We start from the raw sequence: 18,936 nt of genomic DNA, 5'->3' as shown, positions 1-18,936 counted from the left end.
CTCCCTCTATATTGGCATGATTTTTGCATATATAATTTGTGCAAACCGAACTAGAGGAGGAATACACATGACCAATAAAAACAACTTAATCGTTTGTCGTTGTGAAGAGGTTACATACGGACAACTTCAATCGACAATTGCTGAATATAACTGCTCGGCAAGAGAATTAAAACTAAGAACACGTGCTGGCATGGGATTTTGCGGTGGTCGTACATGCAGAATAATGATAGATCGAATGATTGAAAATGCGAATCCTGACGTAACTCTTAATGAACTACCGTTAAAATATCAACCACCAATACGTGCAGTTACTTTTGGATCGGTAGGTGAAAGTAAATGAGTAGAATTACACATCACCCTATTTTAGGTACTTTACAAAGTAGTGAGCGTATTACTTTTCAATTTAACGGTCATCAATACGAAGCATATGAACATGAAACGATAGCTGCTGCCCTGTTAGCAAATGAAATACGGACATTAAGAGTTCATGAAGATAGCGGGACACCGCGAGGTATTTATTGTAATATTGGGCACTGTTCTGAATGCCGCGTGACAGTAAATACTCAAACAAATGTACGCGCATGCTTAACTGTTGTAGAAGAAAACATGGTTGTTGAAAGCGGGAAACAGCATCCGAATATCGTGAGAGAGATGGTGAAAAAACGATGAGTGATGTAATTATCATTGGTGCAGGACCAGCGGGATTATCTGCTTCTATCTCTTGTGCTCGTTTCGGACTAAAAGTGCTCGTTATTGATGAATTTATGAAGCCGGGTGGGAGATTGTTAGGGCAGTTGCATCAAGAGCCTACTGGAGAATGGTGGAACGGAATAGAGGAATCGAAGCGACTTCATGAAGAAGCAGAATCACTTTCAGTACATATCAGGTGCGGTGTTTCGGTCTATAATTTAGATAAAGATGAAAACAATTGGTTTGTACATACTAATATCGGTACGTTAGAAGCACCTTTCGTACTACTTGCTACTGGTGCTGCGGAATATTCTATTCCCCTTCCAGGCTGGACACTTCCAGGAGTGATGTCAATTGGAGCAGCTCAAGTTATGACAAATGTTCATCGCGTGCAAGTTGGAAAAAAAGGAATCATTATTGGTGCTAACATTTTGTCTTTCGCCATTTTAAGTGAATTGCAATTAGCGGGAATTAAAGTAGATCATATTGTACTCCCTGAAAAAAGCGAGTTAAGTCAAAAAGCTGGTGAACCTGAAGAAGTTTTAAACTCTCTTTTAAATGCAGCACATCTCGCTCCTTCTGCTATTTTACGAATAGGTAGCCACTTTATGAAATATGATTGGATTCGAAAAGCTGGATTAACATTCTATCCAAACAGCGGAATGAAAATAAACGGAACGCCACTTCACCTTCGGAAAGCAGCTCTTGAAATTATCGGAACAGATCAAGTTGAAGGTGTACGCATTGCTAATATTGACTCTAAAGGAAATGTTATTAATGGATCAGAGAAAATATATGAAGCAGATTTTGTTTGTATTGCTGGGGGATTATACCCACTTGCCGAACTTGCAGCTGTAGCTGGTTGTCCCTTCCATTACATTTCAGAATTAGGTGGACACGTTCCTCTCCATTCCGAAACAATGGAAACCCCTCTTCCTGGTTTATTTGTAGCTGGCAATATTACAGGCATTGAAAGCGGAAAAATTGCGATGGCGCAAGGAACTGTTGCAGGTCTATCTATTGCTAAATATGCAGGTGAACAACATGATATAGTCGACCAACAATTATATCACGCCATTCAAAACGTTCACTCTGTTCGTCAGAAAGCTGCAATTCAGTTTAATCCGATGGTAGATATCGGTAGACGAAAGATGAATGATTTATGGCATAAATTCCAAACAAATGATAAAGATTTCTATAAACAACAAGAAATTATTTAATAAGACTTATTTGTCAAAAAGCTCCCCTTATCAAAAACATAAGGAGAGCTTTTCAAATTATTTCACTTCAATTGTCCAATCACCATCAGCTTGAATAGTGAATATATGTATACCGTTTTCTTTTACAGGCATTTTTTTTGTAGTATCAGCGTTTCCGATTTCGTTAAATAAAGTGTTATCATTTAGATGAACGATAAAATTACTTTTCCCATTATTATGTACCCCATGAAATTCTTTTAAACCTTTTTCTAATTTTACAAATATAACATCACTACCATGCCCACTTGCTACCCCTGGAGTCGTCACTACTTTATCCATCGGAATAGATTGAGACATATTAGCATTCCAGTGTCCGTCTGCTAGTGCATCAATGAAATACTTTCCACTCTCTTTTATAACAACTAATTTTTTTTGTTTACCATTTCCAATAAAGTTAGAAAGTGTTCCCGCATCATTTCCCTGTTCATCTTTCAAATGAAGGATTGCATTACTTTTCCCTGTATGTTCTACATCAGCAATTACAAAACCAGATTTCAACTCAAAGAAATCTGATGAATTTTTACCATCTCCTTCTATTGACACATTATGGTCTTGTGATAACTGTTCTACTGTACTTGCTGATTTTACTTCCTTAACTTTTTGATTTGCTGTGTCAGTTTTTTGTTCTACACTCTTCTCCGTTTTCTCTTTCGCCTTTACATTCTTTGTTTCTTCTGTTGAATTACAAGCAGTTAAAGATAAACATACCGCAGCAATTGTTGCTAATAATTTCTTTTTCATAATATCCTCCTATTAATATAAAACATTCTTAATAAGAATAACATATTTTTACCAATTCATCAGTTTATTAAAAATTGAATTTTATCCTAAAATAGGAAACATACTAAAAATAGAAATTAAAATAAAAAACTGCTAGAGCATAAAGCCCTAACAGTCTTATTGTTCATCACTATTAAATTTCGCTAATGCGTAAATACCTTCTTCATCATCTAATTCAAGTTGTAATCTCGCTGCGAATGAATTGACATTATATTCTCTGTCAAGCAATAAGCGTAATGCTTCGATTAAGTTTGCTTGAATTAAAATTTGCTGGCGACCATTTACCTCTACTTCCGCAGAGAAACCGTAGTCATCGTCATACATGAGTTCAACTAACACTTCTTCTGGACCCACTTGTCTTTTTTCAGCTATATATACGCAAAGCGCATTTATTAATTCTTGTTCAGAAATTTTTATTGTTTCCATGCTACTTCATCTGCCTTCTTTTTACGTTGGTCTTTGAAGTATTTAAATGCACGAACTGCTAACATTACGATACCAGCCATTACTAACATATTTACCATAAATGCTAATACAGAACCAAGAGCTCCCATATTTGCAAATAAGCTACCCATTAGTAAACCACCAAGACCACCTAGTAATAAACCTTTCATAAAGCTTCCTTTATTACTTTTTGGTGCTGTGTTTGTTGCTTTCGTTTTTGAATCTGGAGTCGTTTTTTGAGAATTTACATTTGAGTCTTTTTTGTTTAAATCAACTTTTGACTTTTGACCTGAACTTGGTGTAAATGATTTTTTACCAGATTTGTAACTTTTCGCTGCTGCATGATCTACGAACATAAAGCTGCTAGCCCCAAAGATAACCATGAATGCTGTCATTACTGCTACAAGTTTTTTCAACATATTATATCCATTCTCCTTTTATATAGATATATGTGAAATCTATCTTTCTAGTAAATTCAGAATGATAGATTTGTTTTTAAGAACATTTTAAAGGTTCTTATGAACTTATTATATGAACTTTTGTCGAAATATGCAAGTATTATTTACTTTCAACAGTTTGGTGACAAAGGAAAAATTAAGCAAAACAGAATTGACTTTAAATGAAACAAAACATATTATAAGTTCATAAGAACTTTTTATTATTTTGGAGGTGAAAAGATGGAAACATTTCATCTCACACGAAACGAAATGGCCACCCTTCTTCTATCACTAAGAGGATGGAATACGAAAAAGCCTCTCGGTATTTTACAAGAAGCTTGGGCAAAGTCACATAAAAAAGATATTGAAAGCGGACAAAGCGTTACAGCTTTTATTACTACCGCACTTTCACCTATTTTTGAAAAGCTGATTAAAATTGACGATACTGATGTCGGTTTTTCTTTAAATGAAATAGTTGCGCTTGGCAATCAGATTGAAAACACAAGTTTCTCTGTAACTGCTATGCAAAACTGGGTGAAACGAGATATAAAAGAAATGATTGGCTCTCCTCAAAAAGGGAAAAAATATTCAATTGAACAAGCAGCCTTACTATTTATTGTCGAAGATTTAAAAACAGCACTTGATTTTGAATCCATTCGTAAGCTATTACGCCTTATTGTAAATGACCCAGCCGATCGAAGTGATGATTTAATCAATCCTGTTCATTTATATGTAGCATACTCTTCTCTATTTGAAGAACTCAATCAAGGGAATTGCTTACAATTAAATGCAACAGATACCGTTCATACAATTGAAAACATCGTAAAAGAAAAAGCTGATAAAATCGCAAGCAAGTTCGATCAAATTAATAACGAACAACGCGAAGCAATTCGTAACGCTATTATTATTGCGACCCTTTCTGTACATACCGCATATGTACAAATGTTAGCAAAACGTTACGTAACAGCAACTTTATTTTTACAGAACTTAGATGTGAAGCCTTAAAAAAATAGGAGCAGAAATGCTTCTATTTTTTTATGAGAAATTTTTAATAACCTTTTCATTAACCCTTCATGAAAACGCGGCTTATATCCTTTACTATAATACTTATAAGAGACATAAAAGAATTGAAATAGCAATCCCCTATGTAAATAAGGTATAATCTACATATAGTGAACCTTTTATGTCATTAAATAAATGGTTCTTATACTCAAAAATTCATAAACTAGAAGGTGCAACAATGTTAAGTAGTTTTATTCATTCAGTATTAACGTTTTTTGAAGGATTAGGTTATTGGGGCATTATGCTTGGACTTATGATTGAGATTATCCCAAGTGAAATTGTCCTTGCTTATGCAGGATACTTAGTATTCAATGGAAGTATCTCATTTATAGGTGCTGTTGTATTCGGTACAATTGGCGGTGTTATTGCCCAAATCTTTATTTATTGGCTTGGACGATACGGCGGACGACCTATATTAGAACGTTATGGAAAATATATTTTCATACATAAAAAACAAATAGATGCTGCAGAAGATTGGTTTAATCGTTACGGAACTGGCGTCATTTTTACAGCACGCTTCATTCCAGTAGTGCGTCATGCGATTTCAATTCCTGCTGGTATTACAAAAATGCCTTTACTACGTTTCACTACATTAACAGCACTCGCAATCATCCCTTGGTCCATCATTTTCATTTATCTAGGTGAAAAACTAGGCGAAAACTGGGAGAATATAAACGATATTGCTGGTCCGTATGTGAAATCATTTGCAATTGGTGGCGTCGTACTTATACTTTTATACTTCGTTATAAAAAAATGGACAAAAAAGCGCAAAAATCTTGCTTAAGAATATAATAAAAACCGCTATAAATTCATTCGGAATTATAGCGGTTTTCTATTTATATATGAATTAATCTCCAGGAATTATATAACACCTTTCCATCTACATTTACATGGATAAGCAACCATTCGATCATTCCTTTCGTATATTATCTCAAAAAGGAGTGATTCCCCTATGCATTGGCAGCAAAAAATACCATACTTAATCGGACGCCCTATCGGTATTTCCTTCATAAATGGGCAAGGAACTTCAGGTGTATTATGTTCAGCGCATGATGGGCAATTATATGTGTATGAATACCTTTATCAAGCCCAGTTCGCAATGAAACATTATGATTATAGACAGGTTCAAGATATACATGCATTCCCAAATTGTCCTCACCAAAATCCTCTATACTAAAAAAATCGGAACGGCTCATAGCCATTCCGATTTCTATACTTTATTTCTCAGAATAAAATTTCTGCACTGCTTCATCAAAATAAATCCAACCTTTCCAGCCTAAATGAATCGTATCTTTTAAGAAATACTTATCATATTCATGACCAGAGAAATCAACTACTGGATATCCTGCTTTCTCAACCTGTTCTCGAACTTTATTATAATACACTTCACGGCGTTCTTTCGGGAAGCCAGTATAATCATACCAAGGCCCATTTACAGGTACAGAAATAAAGAGTGGTTTGACATTTTTCTCTTTAAATAAATCTAAAATAATTTGTAAATCATCATATTCTGGTGATTCATCATATGTTTCATTTGCTCTAAAGTTTTTTAAACCTTTTAGTTTTTTCTTCAGATTATTCTTATGATAATACGGATTTTCAATTCCGAATGTATTTGTAGTAGACTCAGCTTTCCCTTCTTGTTCTGCGTGTTTACGTGCGTCTTCCCAAGAAATTGAACGAAGCCCGCTATTGGTTTTCTCTTTCATCGGTTCGATTTTAAATAAAGAGTTAAATAAATCTCTATGATCTAAAATATTTCGATACATATAAGCAAGTGGTTTAACTAAACCTGCTTTTATGTTATGTTTCGTATCATTATATACAATACCTTCTAATGAATTTTTTAATATATCATCTTCTTGAACAACTTTATAATCTAATAGCCGTTTCGCGATTTGCTTCTTCATTTCTGGATTTATCTCATCATTAAAAATAAAATGATATGCTTGTTGTTTGGAGAAATTATTAGTGAAATCCCCTTGTGATACACCAGTCTTTGTAAACCATTGTGGTGAAAGAACAAAGACTACTTTTTTACCTTCTAATTCATCCATAGTAGATGTCATATTTAAAATATGAGCTAAGCTTTGTGTACCGCCAGTTCCAATTAAAAACGGTGTAAAACCAGCTGGATTTACTTTGAAATAATTAGACGGATGATATGCATCCATTCGTAAAAATTCTGATGAACCGTACATCGGTAAATACTGTGAATTCTCTAACATTTTTTGCTGTAAAAAAACACTTTGTAATTTCTCTTTTTGTAAAGAAGTAGCCGCATCTTCTACCTTCTTATCACTAATAAGCGATACTAAACTTTTCGATGGGATTAGAATGATAATGAAAAAAAGCACACACGCTAAAATTATAGGACCAAAAGCATGCTTCATTTTCATCTTCTGTCCCTCTTTCTATCGTTATTAAATTGTAACCCTTGTCTTTGACACGCCATCTTTTCTCTCCTTTTTCTCTATACATGTTCCATTCTATTTGTCTATTATATACATGTATGTATTTCCTTCCTTGTTCTATTAAATCCTATAGAAATAGCGCAAGAAAATGTTTCCATAGAAACACGTTAATTATACAAGATTCTACATAAATTTCACACTGGAATTTTAGTAATAATTTTATTTTTAAGTCGTAAAAAAACATATGAAATGTCTATATTTCATTCGGAACTGTACAAAAAAACAGACTATCACATACGTGAAGTCTGTTTCTCCATTCTTTTATTTTTGTACATCTGCCCCTTTTAAACTTGTAGCTGGACCAAATTGATGTACATATAAATCTTTCACATATGGTTTTTGTAAGTAAGATAATCCGCGCTGGAATACCGGTGCAATTACTGCATCATCAAGTAGCATTTTTTCAGCTTCTTGCATTGCTTTCCAGCGAGCTTTTTCATCATTACCTAATTCTGTTTTAATCTTCTTAATTAACGCATCATATTCTGGGTTTGCATATTCTGTATTATTAACACTGCTTCCAGAAAGGAATACTTCTAAGTAAGTCATTGGATCTGGATAATCCGGTAACCAGCGTGATAACGACATTTCATATTCTTTCTTCTTCTCTAGTGCTAATTTTTGCGTATGTGGTTGCAATTTCACATTCACTTTTAAACCTGGTAAATTTTTCTCAAGCTGCTCTTTAATGTACTCTCCAACTTTTTTAAAGTTTTCTAATTCATAATTTAATAGTTCTAACGTCACTTCATCTGTACCTGTTTCTTGCTTTGCCTTTTCCCAATATTCTTTCGCTTTTTTTACATCAGTTTTATTAAACTCACCTGCCGTACTTCTAAAATCTTTTTTATCTGGTCCCTTTAAAAATCCTTTTGGTACGTAATAGTTTGCAGCAACCGAACCATCATTTAAAAATGAATCCGCAAGTCCTTTCTTATCAAAAACTGTACTTAGCGCAAGACGTGCATTTTTATTTTTAAGAATCGGTACATTTTCATTAAATCGGAAGAAGTACATAACTGGATCTGTATATTGTTTTAGCTCTTTATTATTTTTATATTTATCCACGAATTCTGTAGAAATAACAGCTCTATCAACTTTATCTGTTTCATATAAATTTACCGCAGTTGAAATTTCTTTTACAATTTGATAGTTTACTTCATCTAACTTCACTTCTTTTTTATCCCAATACTTATCGTTTTTCTTCATTGTAAAGCTAGCTTCATGCTTCCACTCTGATAATGTAAATGGTCCATTATATACCGCTTTATTTGCTTCTAATCCGTATTTATCACCTTGCTCTTTCGCATATTTTTCGTTAATTGGATAGAAGGATGGTAAAATTAATAATTTCGTAAAATACGGTACAGGATGTTCTAGCTCTACGACGAACGTTTTATCATCCTTCGCTTTTACTCCTAATTCATCTAGACCTAGTTGTTTTTTATTTATCTTCTCAGCGTTTTTCACATCGTACGCAATGTATGCATATTGAGAAGCGGTATCTGGATTAATCAATTGCTTCCAAGCGTATACGTAATCATGAGCGGTTACTGGATCTCCGTTTGACCATTTCGCATCACGCAAATGAAATGTATATATCTTTCCATCTTTACTCACTTCATATTTTTGTGCGCCTGCCTCAATTACTTCATCATTTTTCGATAGACGGAATAGTCCTTCCATTACGTTATTCAAAACGTTAAACGAGACTGCATCTGTGACTTTCACTGAGTTTAACGACGGAATTTCACCCGTTTCTAGTAACTGTAATACTTTCTTTTCATCTTTCGGCTTTGTTGTAGTTTTTTCTTTTGCACAGCCAACTAAAAATGAAGAAACTAATAGAGTACTAACTAATGAGTAACGAACAACTTTTTTCATTTAAAAACCCCCTCTATTTTTAAGGTAAGTAACGACGAGCACCAGCGTATTCTTCTATATATCCTGGTGTATTTAGTGGTATAATCTCTACCGACCTTTCAGCTCTTGGTGAGTGAATCATATTGCCATCACCAATATACATTGCAACGTGATGGACACTACCTTTCCCTTGATCATGTGCAAAGAAGATTAAATCTCCCTTTTGTAAGTTTTCTTTATCAACTGCAATTCCTGCTCTTGATTGCGGTCCAGAATCTCGCGGAATTGTAATGCCGTGCGATTTATAGATCGTATGCGTGAAGCCAGAGCAATCAAATCCAAAACCACTTGTACCAGCCCATATATACGGTAAACCTAAAAACATTTTCCCTGTGTTAATTAAATCATCAGCTGTCGGTTTTGGAATATCAGTTTGAGAACGGTAAACTGTTCCATCATTTTTTCGTAGCCATGCTTTCTGACCATTTGGCAACAATACACGGTATGAAATTGTGTCTTCACTTAATAGCGGCAGTCTTGTATTATAACTGACTTCAAGTGATTTATGTTTTTCAGAAGGATTTATATATAAAATCGCAGTTGGCTTTGTTATTAACACAAAAGGTTCATTTGTTTTATCTGCAAATTCTTGATTATATGTTAATTGCTTTTCAGGCATCCAGCCCGGATAACCTTCTTCATTTCGTGGTGTTGGCTGTCCATGCACTAATACCTTCACCCACTCGCCTTTCTTATCAATAACGGTTACTTCTTGACCGAGTAACGCTTGTGTTTCTAATTTATTTGCATTTGTTAACCATAGTTTCTCGCCAAGTGTCATTGATTTCGTCCATTTCCATAGATCCACTGGATTTGTTGCACTCGGTGTATCGATTGACCTTAATGAATCAGGTGCTGTCCATAACGTTGCAGCAGATACATCTATAAATGCTTTATTATCCTTCTTTTCTTCAGCATTTGCCGATGTAAACGATGAAAATATAAATAAAGTTGTTAAAAATGCAGTTCCTACTTTTTTCATATATATCCCCCTTAAAAAAATAATTTACTAGTCTCTTTTCCTAAGACTTACTATTCACTGTCGATTGAAGGTTTACCTTTGATCCAGAATAAGTCATTCCTTCTGGCTCTTCCATTAACCAAAGCGGTGCATCAAGATCAAAATAATGTATATTAGGATGTGCTGCCGCTAAATGTGCAACAGCGCTAACGGAAAGTGAAGATTCCATCATGCTTCCCACCATACACTTCACACCAGCCGTTTCTGCGATATCTGCAATACGCCATGCTTCACGTATGCCACCACATTTCATTAATTTAATATTAATTAAGTCTGCGTATCTTCCTTGAACGAGCTTTAATGCATCACTTGCTGAAAATATACTTTCATCGGCCATAATTGGCGTTTGCACACGATCTTTGACGTACTTTAACCCATCCCAATCTTTCGCGTGTACTGGTTGTTCAATAAATTCTATATTTAAATTACGATTTTCCATCTCTTGAATGATAGAGATCGCTTCTTTTGGACTCCAACCTTGATTCGCATCTAAACGTAATGTCGTATTTCTTGGTACCACATTTCGAATTGCCTCAATACGTTCCAAATCTAAATGCGCCTCTTTACCCACTTTAATCTTTAATGTTTGAAATCCTTTTTCTATATGTTTCTTCGCTTCTTTTGCCATTAATACAGGCTCATCCACACTCACTGTAATATCGGTATAAATTTCTTTCTTCCCGCCTAACAATGCATATAACGGCACATTTTGATATTGGCAATATACATCATATAAAGCGATATCTACCGCTGCTTTCGCACTTGAATTTCCAATACAACTCATTTGAATGCGCTGTAGTAACTGCTGAAACTGAATGATATCTTGACCAATTAAACATGAACGCATCGGTCCTAAAATCGCTTCTTCCATTCCACTGGTGAAATCACCCGTAATAACTGGCGTTGCGGCTGCAGCCCCCTTACCAATCAATCCTTCGTCTGTATGAATATAAACATCTATACTTTCAATTTCTGTTACAGTACGAAGTGCGGTTTTAAACGGTGTATGCAGTTTTATACGTCTACGATTTACTTTTACGTCTGTAATTTTCATTTTGTTCATCCTTTCTTCTTCCAATGAAGTGAAATCTTAATCCACTGGAAATTTATACCCACAGATTATTAGGTAAACCTATTGAGCATTTACTCTCCTATCTCTCTACTTTGTTTTCGTTTACTTTTGGTGTAGGATGATAATGTGAAATAAAAAAATCCAGCCATAAGAATGATTCTTACGGCTGGATTTTGTCTATGATTGAGTAGACAAAGCAGCAATCTGATTATATTTTTTCTGTGCATCTTTTAGCGCTACAAGTAACGCTTTTTGAGAAGAGCCGAAATATCGGTTCTTTACTTCCATTACTAACGCCGGGTCATTTATATTTTTATGTAGAAATAAATATTTAACAAATTGAGATGTTAATTCAATTGTCGCTGAGCAGTCTGCATCTACAATTTCCCCTGTATCCTTAACAAGTACAAATGCTACGAAATAGCTTTTAAACTTTTCAGTAATGGGATTATTTTGAGGTGCTTTCGCATCCCCTACGATATAAATTGTATTTGAAGCGTACACAGCTATCTTCCTTTCTTATACGAGGATAACGGGTTTCTTAATAGTCGTATGAGCGAGGAACTCAACGTTGATTAAAAAATGTATCCGCTTACCTTGTATTATAATATAATTAACAGAATTTTAACAACATTTATTTTAGTGCATATTCCATATTTATGCAAATAGCTTAAACTCTTCATTTTTACAATATGTGATTGTTCCTTGTACCATGACATTCATACATAAAAAACTGCACCTCCAATTGTTAGACGGTGTCTAACAATTGGAGGTGCAGTTCAATGGCTAGCTGTTTTTTATTACTTTGGCATCACAAATATAGTTTCATTTGACTTAGAAAATTGATACTCTTTTCTCGCAAACTTCAAAATTTCTTCTTCATCGTCTGTTAAATTTTCTATGTTAGTCTTTAAAGAACCTTTATCTTTCTTTAAAGATACTAATTGTTTCTTTTGATCCGTAATCGTATCTTTCTTTTTATCAATTACTTCTTGTTGTTTCGTTAAAATATATTGAACGTACAGAGTAGTTGCCGCAATAAAAAGGACCATTAAAATAAGACGCCTTAACTTCTTTTTATTTATCTTACGCTTGTCACTAGGTTGTGATGATTGTTCTGGTATATTAGGAACATTTACTCGTTTGAGTTTCCTCATTCAAATCCCCCTAACCCATATTTTTCACTATCATCGGCACGTTTTCTTACTAAACTAAATTCTATTCTTATAAAATAAACTCCTTCACAAAAATATCCCATAAATTAACCAATTAAAGATAGCATTCGACGACATTTCTACATTTACACCGTTTTTTTTTATACATGCTGCTATAAAATAGTAGTTTCTGTAATTCTTTTTCTACTATTGTAGAAGAGTTTTTTCACACACAAAATTCTTACCTCACATATCCATGTTATAACATGCTTACAAGGAGGGGAAATATGCATTACCGCACATTAGGTAAAACTGGAATAACTGTTTCTGAAATAGGTTTTGGGGCATGGGCAATCGGTGGTGATGAATGGGGACCTGTTAACGATAAACAATCTATAACTGCTATAAAAAAAGCAATTGAGTGTGGTGTGAATTTTATTGATACTGCGGATGTGTATGGTTTAGGACATAGTGAAAAGTTGGTGGCTACCGCGATTAAAGGACATCGTAATGATATTATCCTATCAACGAAAGGTGGTTTAATCGGACACCACTACGACCCTAATGGAGTTCCTGTATATGATACTCCCGAAAAAATCATCGCCGTATTTGAAACAAGTTTACAACGTCTTCAAACAGATTATATTGATCTTTATTTTTGTCATATTTGGTGGCATAATCGTAGAGAAACAGAAGCATTTCTACGTGCATTTGACATATTAAAACGTGATGGAAAAGTAAGGGCAGTCGGTGTTTCGACTCATGATTTACAATACATTCATCATTTCAATAACAACAACGAAATTGATATCGTACAACTTGATTACAATATATTAAATCGAAAACCTGAAAAAGATATATTACCATTCTTACAAGAGAAAAATCTAGGAGCTATTATTCGTGGTCCATTAAAAATGGGCATTTTAACTGGAAAATTCACAAATAAAACAATTTTTCCAGATGGAGATTTACGCAAAGAATGGCCAAATGAAACTTGGTTTCAAGAAGACTTACAAACCGTAGAAAAACTTCGATTGCTCTCAAATAAAAATCCGACCCTAGGGCAACTTGCACTTCGCTATGTACTCTCTCATCCGGCAGTAAGTGTTGTAATTCCTGGTGCCAAAACCGGAATGCAAGCACAAGAAAATGCAAATGCATCTGTTCGCCCTATTTTGAGTGATGAAGAGCTTAACTATATTCATTCAATATAAAAAGCCCAATCCGGGCTTTTTAATTTGGCAAACTAATATCATACTCCATTCCCTTCGCTGTGTCCTCCGCAACATGCATGCCTAACAAGTTTTTCACAATATGAAATGCCATATTAATTCCAGCTGAAATTCCGGCAGATGTTATAATATGTCCTTCATCTACAAACTTTACATTTTCTATAACTTCAACATTTTGAAACTCATTTTTAAACTTTTCAATACTAGCCCAATGTGTTGTTGCTTTTAAACCTTCCAGTAAACCTGCTTTCGCCAGTAATACCGCTCCTGTACAAACTGAAGTCATCAGCTTTACTTCTTTCATTTGTTGGCGAATCCATTTTATTACTATTTCATTTTTTATTTCATATTCTCTAGCACCTAGCCCACCGGGAATTATTAAAATATCCACTGGTGGTAAATTTTCAATACTATAATCTGGCTGTACCTTCAATCCGTTCCTTGCTGTAATCATTTCCCCATTCTCGCTAACGGTATAAACAGTAAATGGTTTTTCTTCATTCACCTCAGTTACAGAAAAAACTTCAAATGGCCCTGCAAAGTCTAACACTTCTACTTCATTAAATAAAAATATACCAACACTCCATTTATTCATCATAAGTTCACTTCCTGTTTCAAATGATGTAATAGATGATCATATCCTTTTTCTAATGCAATATCATACGCTGTTTTCCCATCATATTTCTTTATCATCTTATTAGCTCCATTTTTAAGGAGTAACATAATTATTTCTTCATTTCCTAATAATGCCGCTTCGTGAAGTCCTGTCCAGCCACCACTTTGCATAATATTTACATCTGATCCTTTTTCAATTAAGAAAGCAACAAGTTCACTTTGCTTGTTCGCAATTGCTGCTTGCAAAGGCGTATTTTCATTTTCGTTTTTCGCTCTACTATGTATATCTGCACCGCTTTCTAAAAGAAAACTCGCTATTTCTTTCTGTCCAAAATAAGCTGCTAAATGAAGTGGTGTCCATCCATCTTCACTACATTCGTTAACAATACTTGGACTCGCCTTTATAAACTCCACTACTTTTTCCTTATGACCACTTAAAACAGCTTGTGCTATTGATTGTAAATGCTCCATAATAATCTCCTATCCTTCAAAATATTTAAGCATCCCCTTCTACATGTTCTATTAATTATTACATTTTCCTTTTAAAAACTTAAGTTTACATAATAATATTATAAATCACTTTTGTACTAAATGTTGAATAGCAATAATGTTAAAAATAATACCTTTAAACAATAAAGACTATGATTTCATTAGAGTTACTGAAAAAAGCAATTAAAAAAACTATACACATAGTTTTCATCATATTTGTTCAGTTGCATGAACTAAAACAGGTAATGTTTATTCTGCTATTCATGCTTTCAACATATCAAATAATATTATTCCAATAAAAAAACAATCCATTTTTAAAATGGATTGTTTTTTTATTTCTGTTTTATGCGGTTTATTTTATTTTAGTATTTTCAATGACGAAATAATTACACTTACAAAAATGAAATGCTACTATTTTAACCACTCTTATAGTAAGATTTTCGTTTGAAAACAAAAACACATTTTCGCCTTACGATTGAAAAAACATATGTAAAAGCTTCTAAAACAGCCGCCTTATCATATTAATCTATAGCAATTCTGTCTTCTTCCCTTACCTGTTTCCTTTAACACATACGATTTTAAAACTAGCGCCGTTAATGAATCTGTTAATGTTTTATATGATAAATTTGATAATGCCAATAGATCGTTCGTATATAACATTCTATGCTTATCTAATAGTAATAGTACTAATCGTTCAGACGGTTTTAATGCCTCATCACTTTCTAGTATAAAGTCTATATTTTTCATTTCTCTAATTATTACTCCTTATATAAAAAAATACTTTAAGTGCTAATTTAATATAAAAATAATACAAAACAAACTTTGAAATATATTAAAATAACATTACTTTAAGACACTATTATACTATAACATATAAAAAGCATTTGCCGAAATAGGAAATGCTTTTTATATTGCTTATATAATTCTTCAAAAACTACATTTAAAAACGGTTGGTCATTCTCTAAATATGAATGACTAACCGTTTTCCAGCTTCTTCTCAATTACATGTTTTACCTTAAATATTTCTTGCAATATGTGGCTTACTGTAATGACTTGTTCCACCGCCACCTACTACTACTTTACCGCCTTTTTCGAAAATTAATAATTTACTTGAACCATCTGCAAGAAGTACTATTACTTCAGCATTATTACTTGTTGCTACATAAATTACATAACCACTCTTTGATATACAAGTTTCCCAATTCGCATCAAATTCTGATCTTACTACACGATTTGAATACACTTGATTTTCAATTCTATCTTGTTCTATATTTTCCAAATTGATTCCTCCCACTTCACTAAAATAGCATTTATAGGAAAATAGCAGCCCTATATAAAATAGTAGCTGACTTTAACATAAATAGTATATGTAGTAAGTAGCAGAATGCTTGGACAATGAAAACCTAATAACATGTAAGCGATATACAATTAAAATAAGGCAATCGATATTATATCAATTGCCTTATTTTCATAGATAGTTCTTTTATTTCTCGTTTCGCACAGCTTCAAAAGTAATCATTTGATTTGCATTTGACGGTTCTTTTTCATAAACATATTCAGCAGAGCAAGTAATGTTAGAGAAACCTATACTTTCTAAAAGGAGTTTAAACTCTACTATTCCATACCAGCGCAGCGCAAAACGTTGTAACTCTGTTTGTACTAGCTGTCCTTTACTCCACTTTTCATATTTCAAATATGATACAGTAACTTGGTTCAGCCAATCTATTCCAATTGATTTATTTTCTAATGTGATTCCGTCTCCACTCGGCAAAGAAAAAGTCGATGTATGAATTTCCCCAGTCTTCCAGTCATGCGGAAGCATAATATCTACGATTAATCGTCCGCCTGGATTAAGATGTTCATAAAAACATTTCAATGCGTTTATAGAATCCACACGATTTTCAATTAAACAAAAAGATCCAGTAGGAATGATAATTGCCTCATATTTATGCGGAATTGAAAATTGTTGCAAGCTTCCTTCATACAAATTAGGATGTAAGCCTCTCTCTTTACACCGCTTACGGCAAGAATCAAGCATTTCAGGTGAATAATCTATCCCATCCACTTTAAAACCAGCCTCTAGAAGCGGAATGATGACACGCCCTGAACCTACTGCAGCTTCGAGAATTCTACCTCTACAATCTTTTAAACGTTCTTTGTAATACTCAATATCACCATTTAAAGAATAACCGACTGGTTTTGTGTAGTCATACAGTTCCGTACAAAGTGTACTATAAAAACTAAACATTTATTTTCTCCTCCGTTTTTACGTACGGAAGATTCCAATTCAACTAATCTTCCTGTACCTCTAAATTTAATGCGCTTTCGAAAGAGCTGACTGTCATAATATATCACTCACTTTCCATAGAATATAATGATATTGTATTACATAACCTTCCAATTTGAAATATAAAATTAAAAATTCAGACTATAAAACAAAAAGCTTACTTTAGTAAGCTCTTTGGAAAAAATATTTATTTCACAATCGGCAATGTCACTTCACTTAATTTCACTGTAAGTTTCGTGCCCGCTTTCGGTCTAATTGTATAATCATAGTCGCTAGCAATTAAAACGACCCCTATTTGATGTCCAGCTTTAAAGACATAATCATCTGGCTGCATGTCCCATGTGAATGTATAATCTTTGCCCGGTTGAATCACTGTTGAATTTTCTATACTCTTTAAGTTTTGTGGATCCATCCAGCCTCGTGTTACGATTTCCGGCTTCGTTCCTCCATAGTCAACAAGTAATGCTGTTAAATTTGATACAGATCGATCAATATTTCCTGTAATTGAAATCTTTGGTGTACCACTTATGCGTGTATCTTTTTGCAGTACAGGCATTGTATATACTAATCGATTGGCTACTTCTAATTCTGGGTTTGCTACTAATTGATTTGATTTTATTTGTGCATCATCTACGAATGAGAAAACTTTATTAACCGATCCCATACTTAGTGGCAAATTGACTGATTTATTACTTAAATACATACGGATTTTTGAAGGTACAGCCGCTGGATCTGGCCAATTTTTTATCTTTTGCCACGATTTATTTTCTCTTTGCACATCAACCATTGGTTCATCCATAATTCCATTTTCAATTCCGTACAACCAATAATCTAACCATTTATTTTGTGTTTGCTGCCAGTTATTACTTGATGTCCCACCATGACCACCTTGGTGTAGCCACATTTTACGAGGAACATTATTTTCTCCGAGTGCATCCCACCATTGCGCGAACTGCTTCGTCTTAACATTCCAATCATTTAAACCATGAACAACAAATACGCTTGCTTTTACATTTTTAGCATCTTTTACATAATTGCGTTTATCCCAAAAATCATTATAATTACCTGTTTTTCGGTCTTGTCCAGCCGTTAACTCTTTTATAACTTGTCCGCAAACTTCAGGATTTTCCCTTGTCAGTACTGCTTCTGCCATATTATCTGTATCTTCTCCTTGATATCCGCCTGGCGCAATTACTGCACCATTTGCACGATAATAATCATACCAACTACTAATTGCTGCGATTGGAATAATTGTTTTTAAACCTTCAACTCCAGTAGTCGCAACAGCATTTGGTAGTGTACCATTATAAGAAACTCCAGTCATACCTACATTTCCTGTAGACCAATTTGCCTGAACTTCCTCACCCTGTTCTGTAAATGCTTTCGCGCGACCGTTTACCCAATCAATAACAGACTTTGTACCGAGTATTTCTTGTTCATCTCCAGTTGTAGGGCATCCATCTGATTTTCCAGTACCGATACTTTCGCCTAGAATAACTGCATAACCCCTTGGCACGTAATAGTTCCCATACGAACCAAGATTAACCGCTCCATACGGTTTTCCTTCATACGCATACAATTCTTCATCTACATTATATACAGGAACATCTTTTAATCCTGATCGATATGGACTCATTTCATAAATAACAGGAACCTTCACATTCGAATCTGTCTTTGGACGCATAACTTTTATCGATACTCTGTCTTTCTTACCGTCGCGATCACTATCAACTTCTGTCTCTACATATAAATTTTCGATAATGGCTTCATCGAGAGAATAAATCGGCTTTGTCATCCCATTTTCTAATTCAATTTTCGTATTTTTAGTCTCTTCTTTCTTCTCTGCATGCACATCCATAGTAAAGCTAGGTATAATTGTTGCAGATAGCATTGCTGACAGTGTAATTGCCATTTTCTTTTTACTCAAAATGTTCCCTCCCCTTATTCGTTCTCTTTTACTATATAACAAAATAACTGAAAATTCAGTTTTATTTTTA

The 18,936-nt window shown here is 34.1% G+C and carries 22 protein-coding genes; 7 read left to right on the top strand and 15 right to left on the bottom strand.

Annotated elements, in window-relative coordinates; translation table 11 throughout:
• Positions 1 to 67 precede the first annotated feature (67 nt).
• From ATL10_RS24775 to ATL10_RS24765, 3 genes are read left to right on the top strand one after another with little or no spacing between them, the layout of a single operon-like run.
• Positions 68 to 340 carry a (2Fe-2S)-binding protein gene (locus tag ATL10_RS24775; RefSeq protein ID WP_000182619.1) on the top strand — a complete coding sequence of 91 codons (273 nt, stop codon included), beginning with the start codon at positions 68 to 70 and terminating at the stop codon, positions 338 to 340.
• Positions 337 to 669 carry a (2Fe-2S)-binding protein gene (locus ATL10_RS24770; protein ID WP_110497718.1) on the top strand — a complete coding sequence of 111 codons (333 nt, stop codon included), beginning with the start codon at positions 337 to 339 and terminating at the stop codon, positions 667 to 669. Before ATL10_RS24775 ends, ATL10_RS24770 begins: the two co-directional genes overlap by 4 nt.
• On the top strand, positions 666 to 1,910 hold the full coding sequence (locus ATL10_RS24765; protein ID WP_001286084.1) for an NAD(P)/FAD-dependent oxidoreductase: 1,245 nt from the start codon (positions 666 to 668) through the stop codon (positions 1,908 to 1,910). Before ATL10_RS24770 ends, ATL10_RS24765 begins: the two co-directional genes overlap by 4 nt.
• A gap of 57 nt (positions 1,911 to 1,967) precedes the next feature.
• Here ATL10_RS24765 and ATL10_RS24760 read toward each other — a convergent pair whose 3' ends face one another.
• From ATL10_RS24760 to ATL10_RS24750, 3 genes are all read right to left on the bottom strand, one after another.
• On the bottom strand, positions 1,968 to 2,690 hold the full coding sequence (locus ATL10_RS24760) for a hypothetical protein (protein WP_090977820.1): 723 nt from the start codon (positions 2,688 to 2,690) through the stop codon (positions 1,968 to 1,970).
• A gap of 156 nt (positions 2,691 to 2,846) precedes the next feature.
• On the bottom strand, positions 2,847 to 3,155 hold the full coding sequence (locus ATL10_RS24755; RefSeq protein WP_000447760.1) for a YxcD family protein: 309 nt from the start codon (positions 3,153 to 3,155) through the stop codon (positions 2,847 to 2,849).
• Positions 3,143 to 3,592: a hypothetical protein gene (locus ATL10_RS24750; protein WP_000914478.1), complete on the bottom strand. Its 450-nt coding sequence runs from the start codon at positions 3,590 to 3,592 to the stop codon at positions 3,143 to 3,145. Before ATL10_RS24750 ends, ATL10_RS24755 begins: the two co-directional genes overlap by 13 nt.
• 258 nt (positions 3,593 to 3,850) lie before the next feature.
• Here ATL10_RS24750 and ATL10_RS24745 point away from each other — a divergent pair, with 258 nt between their 5' ends.
• The 3 genes from ATL10_RS24745 (at position 3,851) to ATL10_RS24735 (ending at position 5,849) form a co-directional block, all read left to right on the top strand.
• Complete coding sequence (locus ATL10_RS24745) at positions 3,851 to 4,615, top strand: DUF1836 domain-containing protein (RefSeq protein ID WP_000447231.1); 765 nt, start codon at positions 3,851 to 3,853, stop codon at positions 4,613 to 4,615.
• 235 nt (positions 4,616 to 4,850) lie between these two features.
• Complete coding sequence (gene uptA / locus ATL10_RS24740; RefSeq protein WP_000952913.1) at positions 4,851 to 5,456, top strand: undecaprenyl phosphate transporter UptA; 606 nt, start codon at positions 4,851 to 4,853, stop codon at positions 5,454 to 5,456.
• Between the two features lie 168 nt (positions 5,457 to 5,624).
• Complete coding sequence (locus ATL10_RS24735) at positions 5,625 to 5,849, top strand: hypothetical protein (RefSeq protein ID WP_000558692.1); 225 nt, start codon at positions 5,625 to 5,627, stop codon at positions 5,847 to 5,849.
• A 40-nt stretch (positions 5,850 to 5,889) separates the two neighbouring features.
• Here ATL10_RS24735 and dltD read toward each other — a convergent pair whose 3' ends face one another.
• The 6 genes from dltD to ATL10_RS24705 form a co-directional block, all read right to left on the bottom strand.
• Positions 5,890 to 7,071 carry a D-alanyl-lipoteichoic acid biosynthesis protein DltD gene (gene dltD, locus ATL10_RS24730; protein WP_000782302.1) on the bottom strand — a complete coding sequence of 394 codons (1,182 nt, stop codon included), beginning with the start codon at positions 7,069 to 7,071 and terminating at the stop codon, positions 5,890 to 5,892.
• Between the two features lie 336 nt (positions 7,072 to 7,407).
• The gene (locus ATL10_RS24725) at positions 7,408 to 9,030 is read right to left on the bottom strand and encodes a peptide ABC transporter substrate-binding protein (RefSeq protein ID WP_110497716.1); all 1,623 of its coding nucleotides are present in this window, start codon (positions 9,028 to 9,030) and stop codon (positions 7,408 to 7,410) included.
• Between the two features lie 19 nt (positions 9,031 to 9,049).
• The gene (locus ATL10_RS24720) at positions 9,050 to 10,051 is read right to left on the bottom strand and encodes a C40 family peptidase (RefSeq protein ID WP_090977816.1); all 1,002 of its coding nucleotides are present in this window, start codon (positions 10,049 to 10,051) and stop codon (positions 9,050 to 9,052) included.
• A 40-nt stretch (positions 10,052 to 10,091) separates the two neighbouring features.
• A complete protein-coding gene (locus ATL10_RS24715) occupies positions 10,092 to 11,153 on the bottom strand; it encodes a dipeptide epimerase (protein WP_025118374.1) in 1,062 nt (353 codons plus the stop codon).
• Positions 11,154 to 11,339: 186 nt separating this feature from the next.
• Positions 11,340 to 11,666, bottom strand: coding sequence for a DUF3870 domain-containing protein (locus ATL10_RS24710; RefSeq protein WP_000271315.1), 327 nt, complete (start codon positions 11,664 to 11,666; stop codon positions 11,340 to 11,342).
• A 296-nt stretch (positions 11,667 to 11,962) separates the two neighbouring features.
• Complete coding sequence (locus tag ATL10_RS24705; protein ID WP_001228739.1) at positions 11,963 to 12,319, bottom strand: FtsB family cell division protein; 357 nt, start codon at positions 12,317 to 12,319, stop codon at positions 11,963 to 11,965.
• Positions 12,320 to 12,603: 284 nt separating this feature from the next.
• Here ATL10_RS24705 and ATL10_RS24700 point away from each other — a divergent pair, with 284 nt between their 5' ends.
• Positions 12,604 to 13,530 (top strand): aldo/keto reductase, encoded by a 927-nt coding sequence (locus ATL10_RS24700; RefSeq protein WP_110497714.1) that lies wholly within the window; start codon positions 12,604 to 12,606, stop codon positions 13,528 to 13,530.
• Positions 13,531 to 13,549: 19 nt separating this feature from the next.
• On the opposite strand, the gene ATL10_RS24695 is transcribed toward ATL10_RS24700, so the two are convergent.
• From ATL10_RS24695 to ATL10_RS24670, 6 genes are all read right to left on the bottom strand, one after another.
• A complete protein-coding gene (locus tag ATL10_RS24695; RefSeq protein ID WP_090977814.1) occupies positions 13,550 to 14,146 on the bottom strand; it encodes a DJ-1/PfpI family protein in 597 nt (198 codons plus the stop codon).
• Positions 14,143 to 14,634 (bottom strand): ankyrin repeat domain-containing protein, encoded by a 492-nt coding sequence (locus ATL10_RS24690; protein WP_000400688.1) that lies wholly within the window; start codon positions 14,632 to 14,634, stop codon positions 14,143 to 14,145. The genes ATL10_RS24695 and ATL10_RS24690 overlap by 4 nt, the downstream gene beginning before the upstream one ends.
• 534 nt (positions 14,635 to 15,168) lie before the next feature.
• Positions 15,169 to 15,399, bottom strand: a complete 231-nt coding sequence (locus ATL10_RS24685) for a hypothetical protein (protein ID WP_110497712.1) — start codon at positions 15,397 to 15,399, stop codon at positions 15,169 to 15,171.
• 268 nt (positions 15,400 to 15,667) lie between these two features.
• A complete protein-coding gene (locus ATL10_RS24680; RefSeq protein ID WP_016081250.1) occupies positions 15,668 to 15,931 on the bottom strand; it encodes a hypothetical protein in 264 nt (87 codons plus the stop codon).
• Between the two features lie 204 nt (positions 15,932 to 16,135).
• Complete coding sequence (locus ATL10_RS24675; RefSeq protein WP_090977810.1) at positions 16,136 to 16,900, bottom strand: class I SAM-dependent methyltransferase; 765 nt, start codon at positions 16,898 to 16,900, stop codon at positions 16,136 to 16,138.
• A 226-nt stretch (positions 16,901 to 17,126) separates the two neighbouring features.
• On the bottom strand, positions 17,127 to 18,866 hold the full coding sequence (locus ATL10_RS24670; RefSeq protein WP_090977808.1) for a Xaa-Pro dipeptidyl-peptidase: 1,740 nt from the start codon (positions 18,864 to 18,866) through the stop codon (positions 17,127 to 17,129).
• Positions 18,867 to 18,936: the final 70 nt, after the last annotated feature.

The sequence above is a fragment of the Bacillus sp. 196mf genome (genome assembly GCF_003217275.1).
GTDB lineage: Bacteria > Bacillota > Bacilli > Bacillales > Bacillaceae_G > Bacillus_A > Bacillus_A thuringiensis_S.
Note: the sequence above shows the minus strand (reverse complement) of the source record. Positions and strands in the feature narration are given on the sequence as shown.

Coding starts and splice junctions, on each gene's coding strand:
- ATL10_RS24755 (WP_000447760.1), bottom strand. CDS start 3,155: ATGGAAACAATAAAAATTTCTGAACAAGAATTAATAAATGCGCTTTGC.
- ATL10_RS24735 (WP_000558692.1), top strand. CDS start 5,625: ATGCATTGGCAGCAAAAAATACCATACTTAATCGGACGCCCTATCGGT.
- ATL10_RS24705 (WP_001228739.1), bottom strand. CDS start 12,319: ATGAGGAAACTCAAACGAGTAAATGTTCCTAATATACCAGAACAATCA.
- ATL10_RS24685 (WP_110497712.1), bottom strand. CDS start 15,399: ATGAAAAATATAGACTTTATACTAGAAAGTGATGAGGCATTAAAACCG.
- ATL10_RS24720 (WP_090977816.1), bottom strand. CDS start 10,051: ATGAAAAAAGTAGGAACTGCATTTTTAACAACTTTATTTATATTTTCA.
- ATL10_RS24695 (WP_090977814.1), bottom strand. CDS start 14,146: ATGATGAATAAATGGAGTGTTGGTATATTTTTATTTAATGAAGTAGAA.
- uptA (WP_000952913.1), top strand. CDS start 4,851: ATGTTAAGTAGTTTTATTCATTCAGTATTAACGTTTTTTGAAGGATTA.
- ATL10_RS24745 (WP_000447231.1), top strand. CDS start 3,851: ATGGAAACATTTCATCTCACACGAAACGAAATGGCCACCCTTCTTCTA.
- ATL10_RS24770 (WP_110497718.1), top strand. CDS start 337: ATGAGTAGAATTACACATCACCCTATTTTAGGTACTTTACAAAGTAGT.
- dltD (WP_000782302.1), bottom strand. CDS start 7,071: ATGAAAATGAAGCATGCTTTTGGTCCTATAATTTTAGCGTGTGTGCTT.
- ATL10_RS24750 (WP_000914478.1), bottom strand. CDS start 3,592: ATGTTGAAAAAACTTGTAGCAGTAATGACAGCATTCATGGTTATCTTT.
- ATL10_RS24725 (WP_110497716.1), bottom strand. CDS start 9,030: ATGAAAAAAGTTGTTCGTTACTCATTAGTTAGTACTCTATTAGTTTCT.
- ATL10_RS24675 (WP_090977810.1), bottom strand. CDS start 16,900: ATGTTTAGTTTTTATAGTACACTTTGTACGGAACTGTATGACTACACA.
- ATL10_RS24760 (WP_090977820.1), bottom strand. CDS start 2,690: ATGAAAAAGAAATTATTAGCAACAATTGCTGCGGTATGTTTATCTTTA.
- ATL10_RS24765 (WP_001286084.1), top strand. CDS start 666: ATGAGTGATGTAATTATCATTGGTGCAGGACCAGCGGGATTATCTGCT.
- ATL10_RS24690 (WP_000400688.1), bottom strand. CDS start 14,634: ATGGAGCATTTACAATCAATAGCACAAGCTGTTTTAAGTGGTCATAAG.
- ATL10_RS24700 (WP_110497714.1), top strand. CDS start 12,604: ATGCATTACCGCACATTAGGTAAAACTGGAATAACTGTTTCTGAAATA.
- ATL10_RS24715 (WP_025118374.1), bottom strand. CDS start 11,153: ATGAACAAAATGAAAATTACAGACGTAAAAGTAAATCGTAGACGTATA.
- ATL10_RS24775 (WP_000182619.1), top strand. CDS start 68: ATGACCAATAAAAACAACTTAATCGTTTGTCGTTGTGAAGAGGTTACA.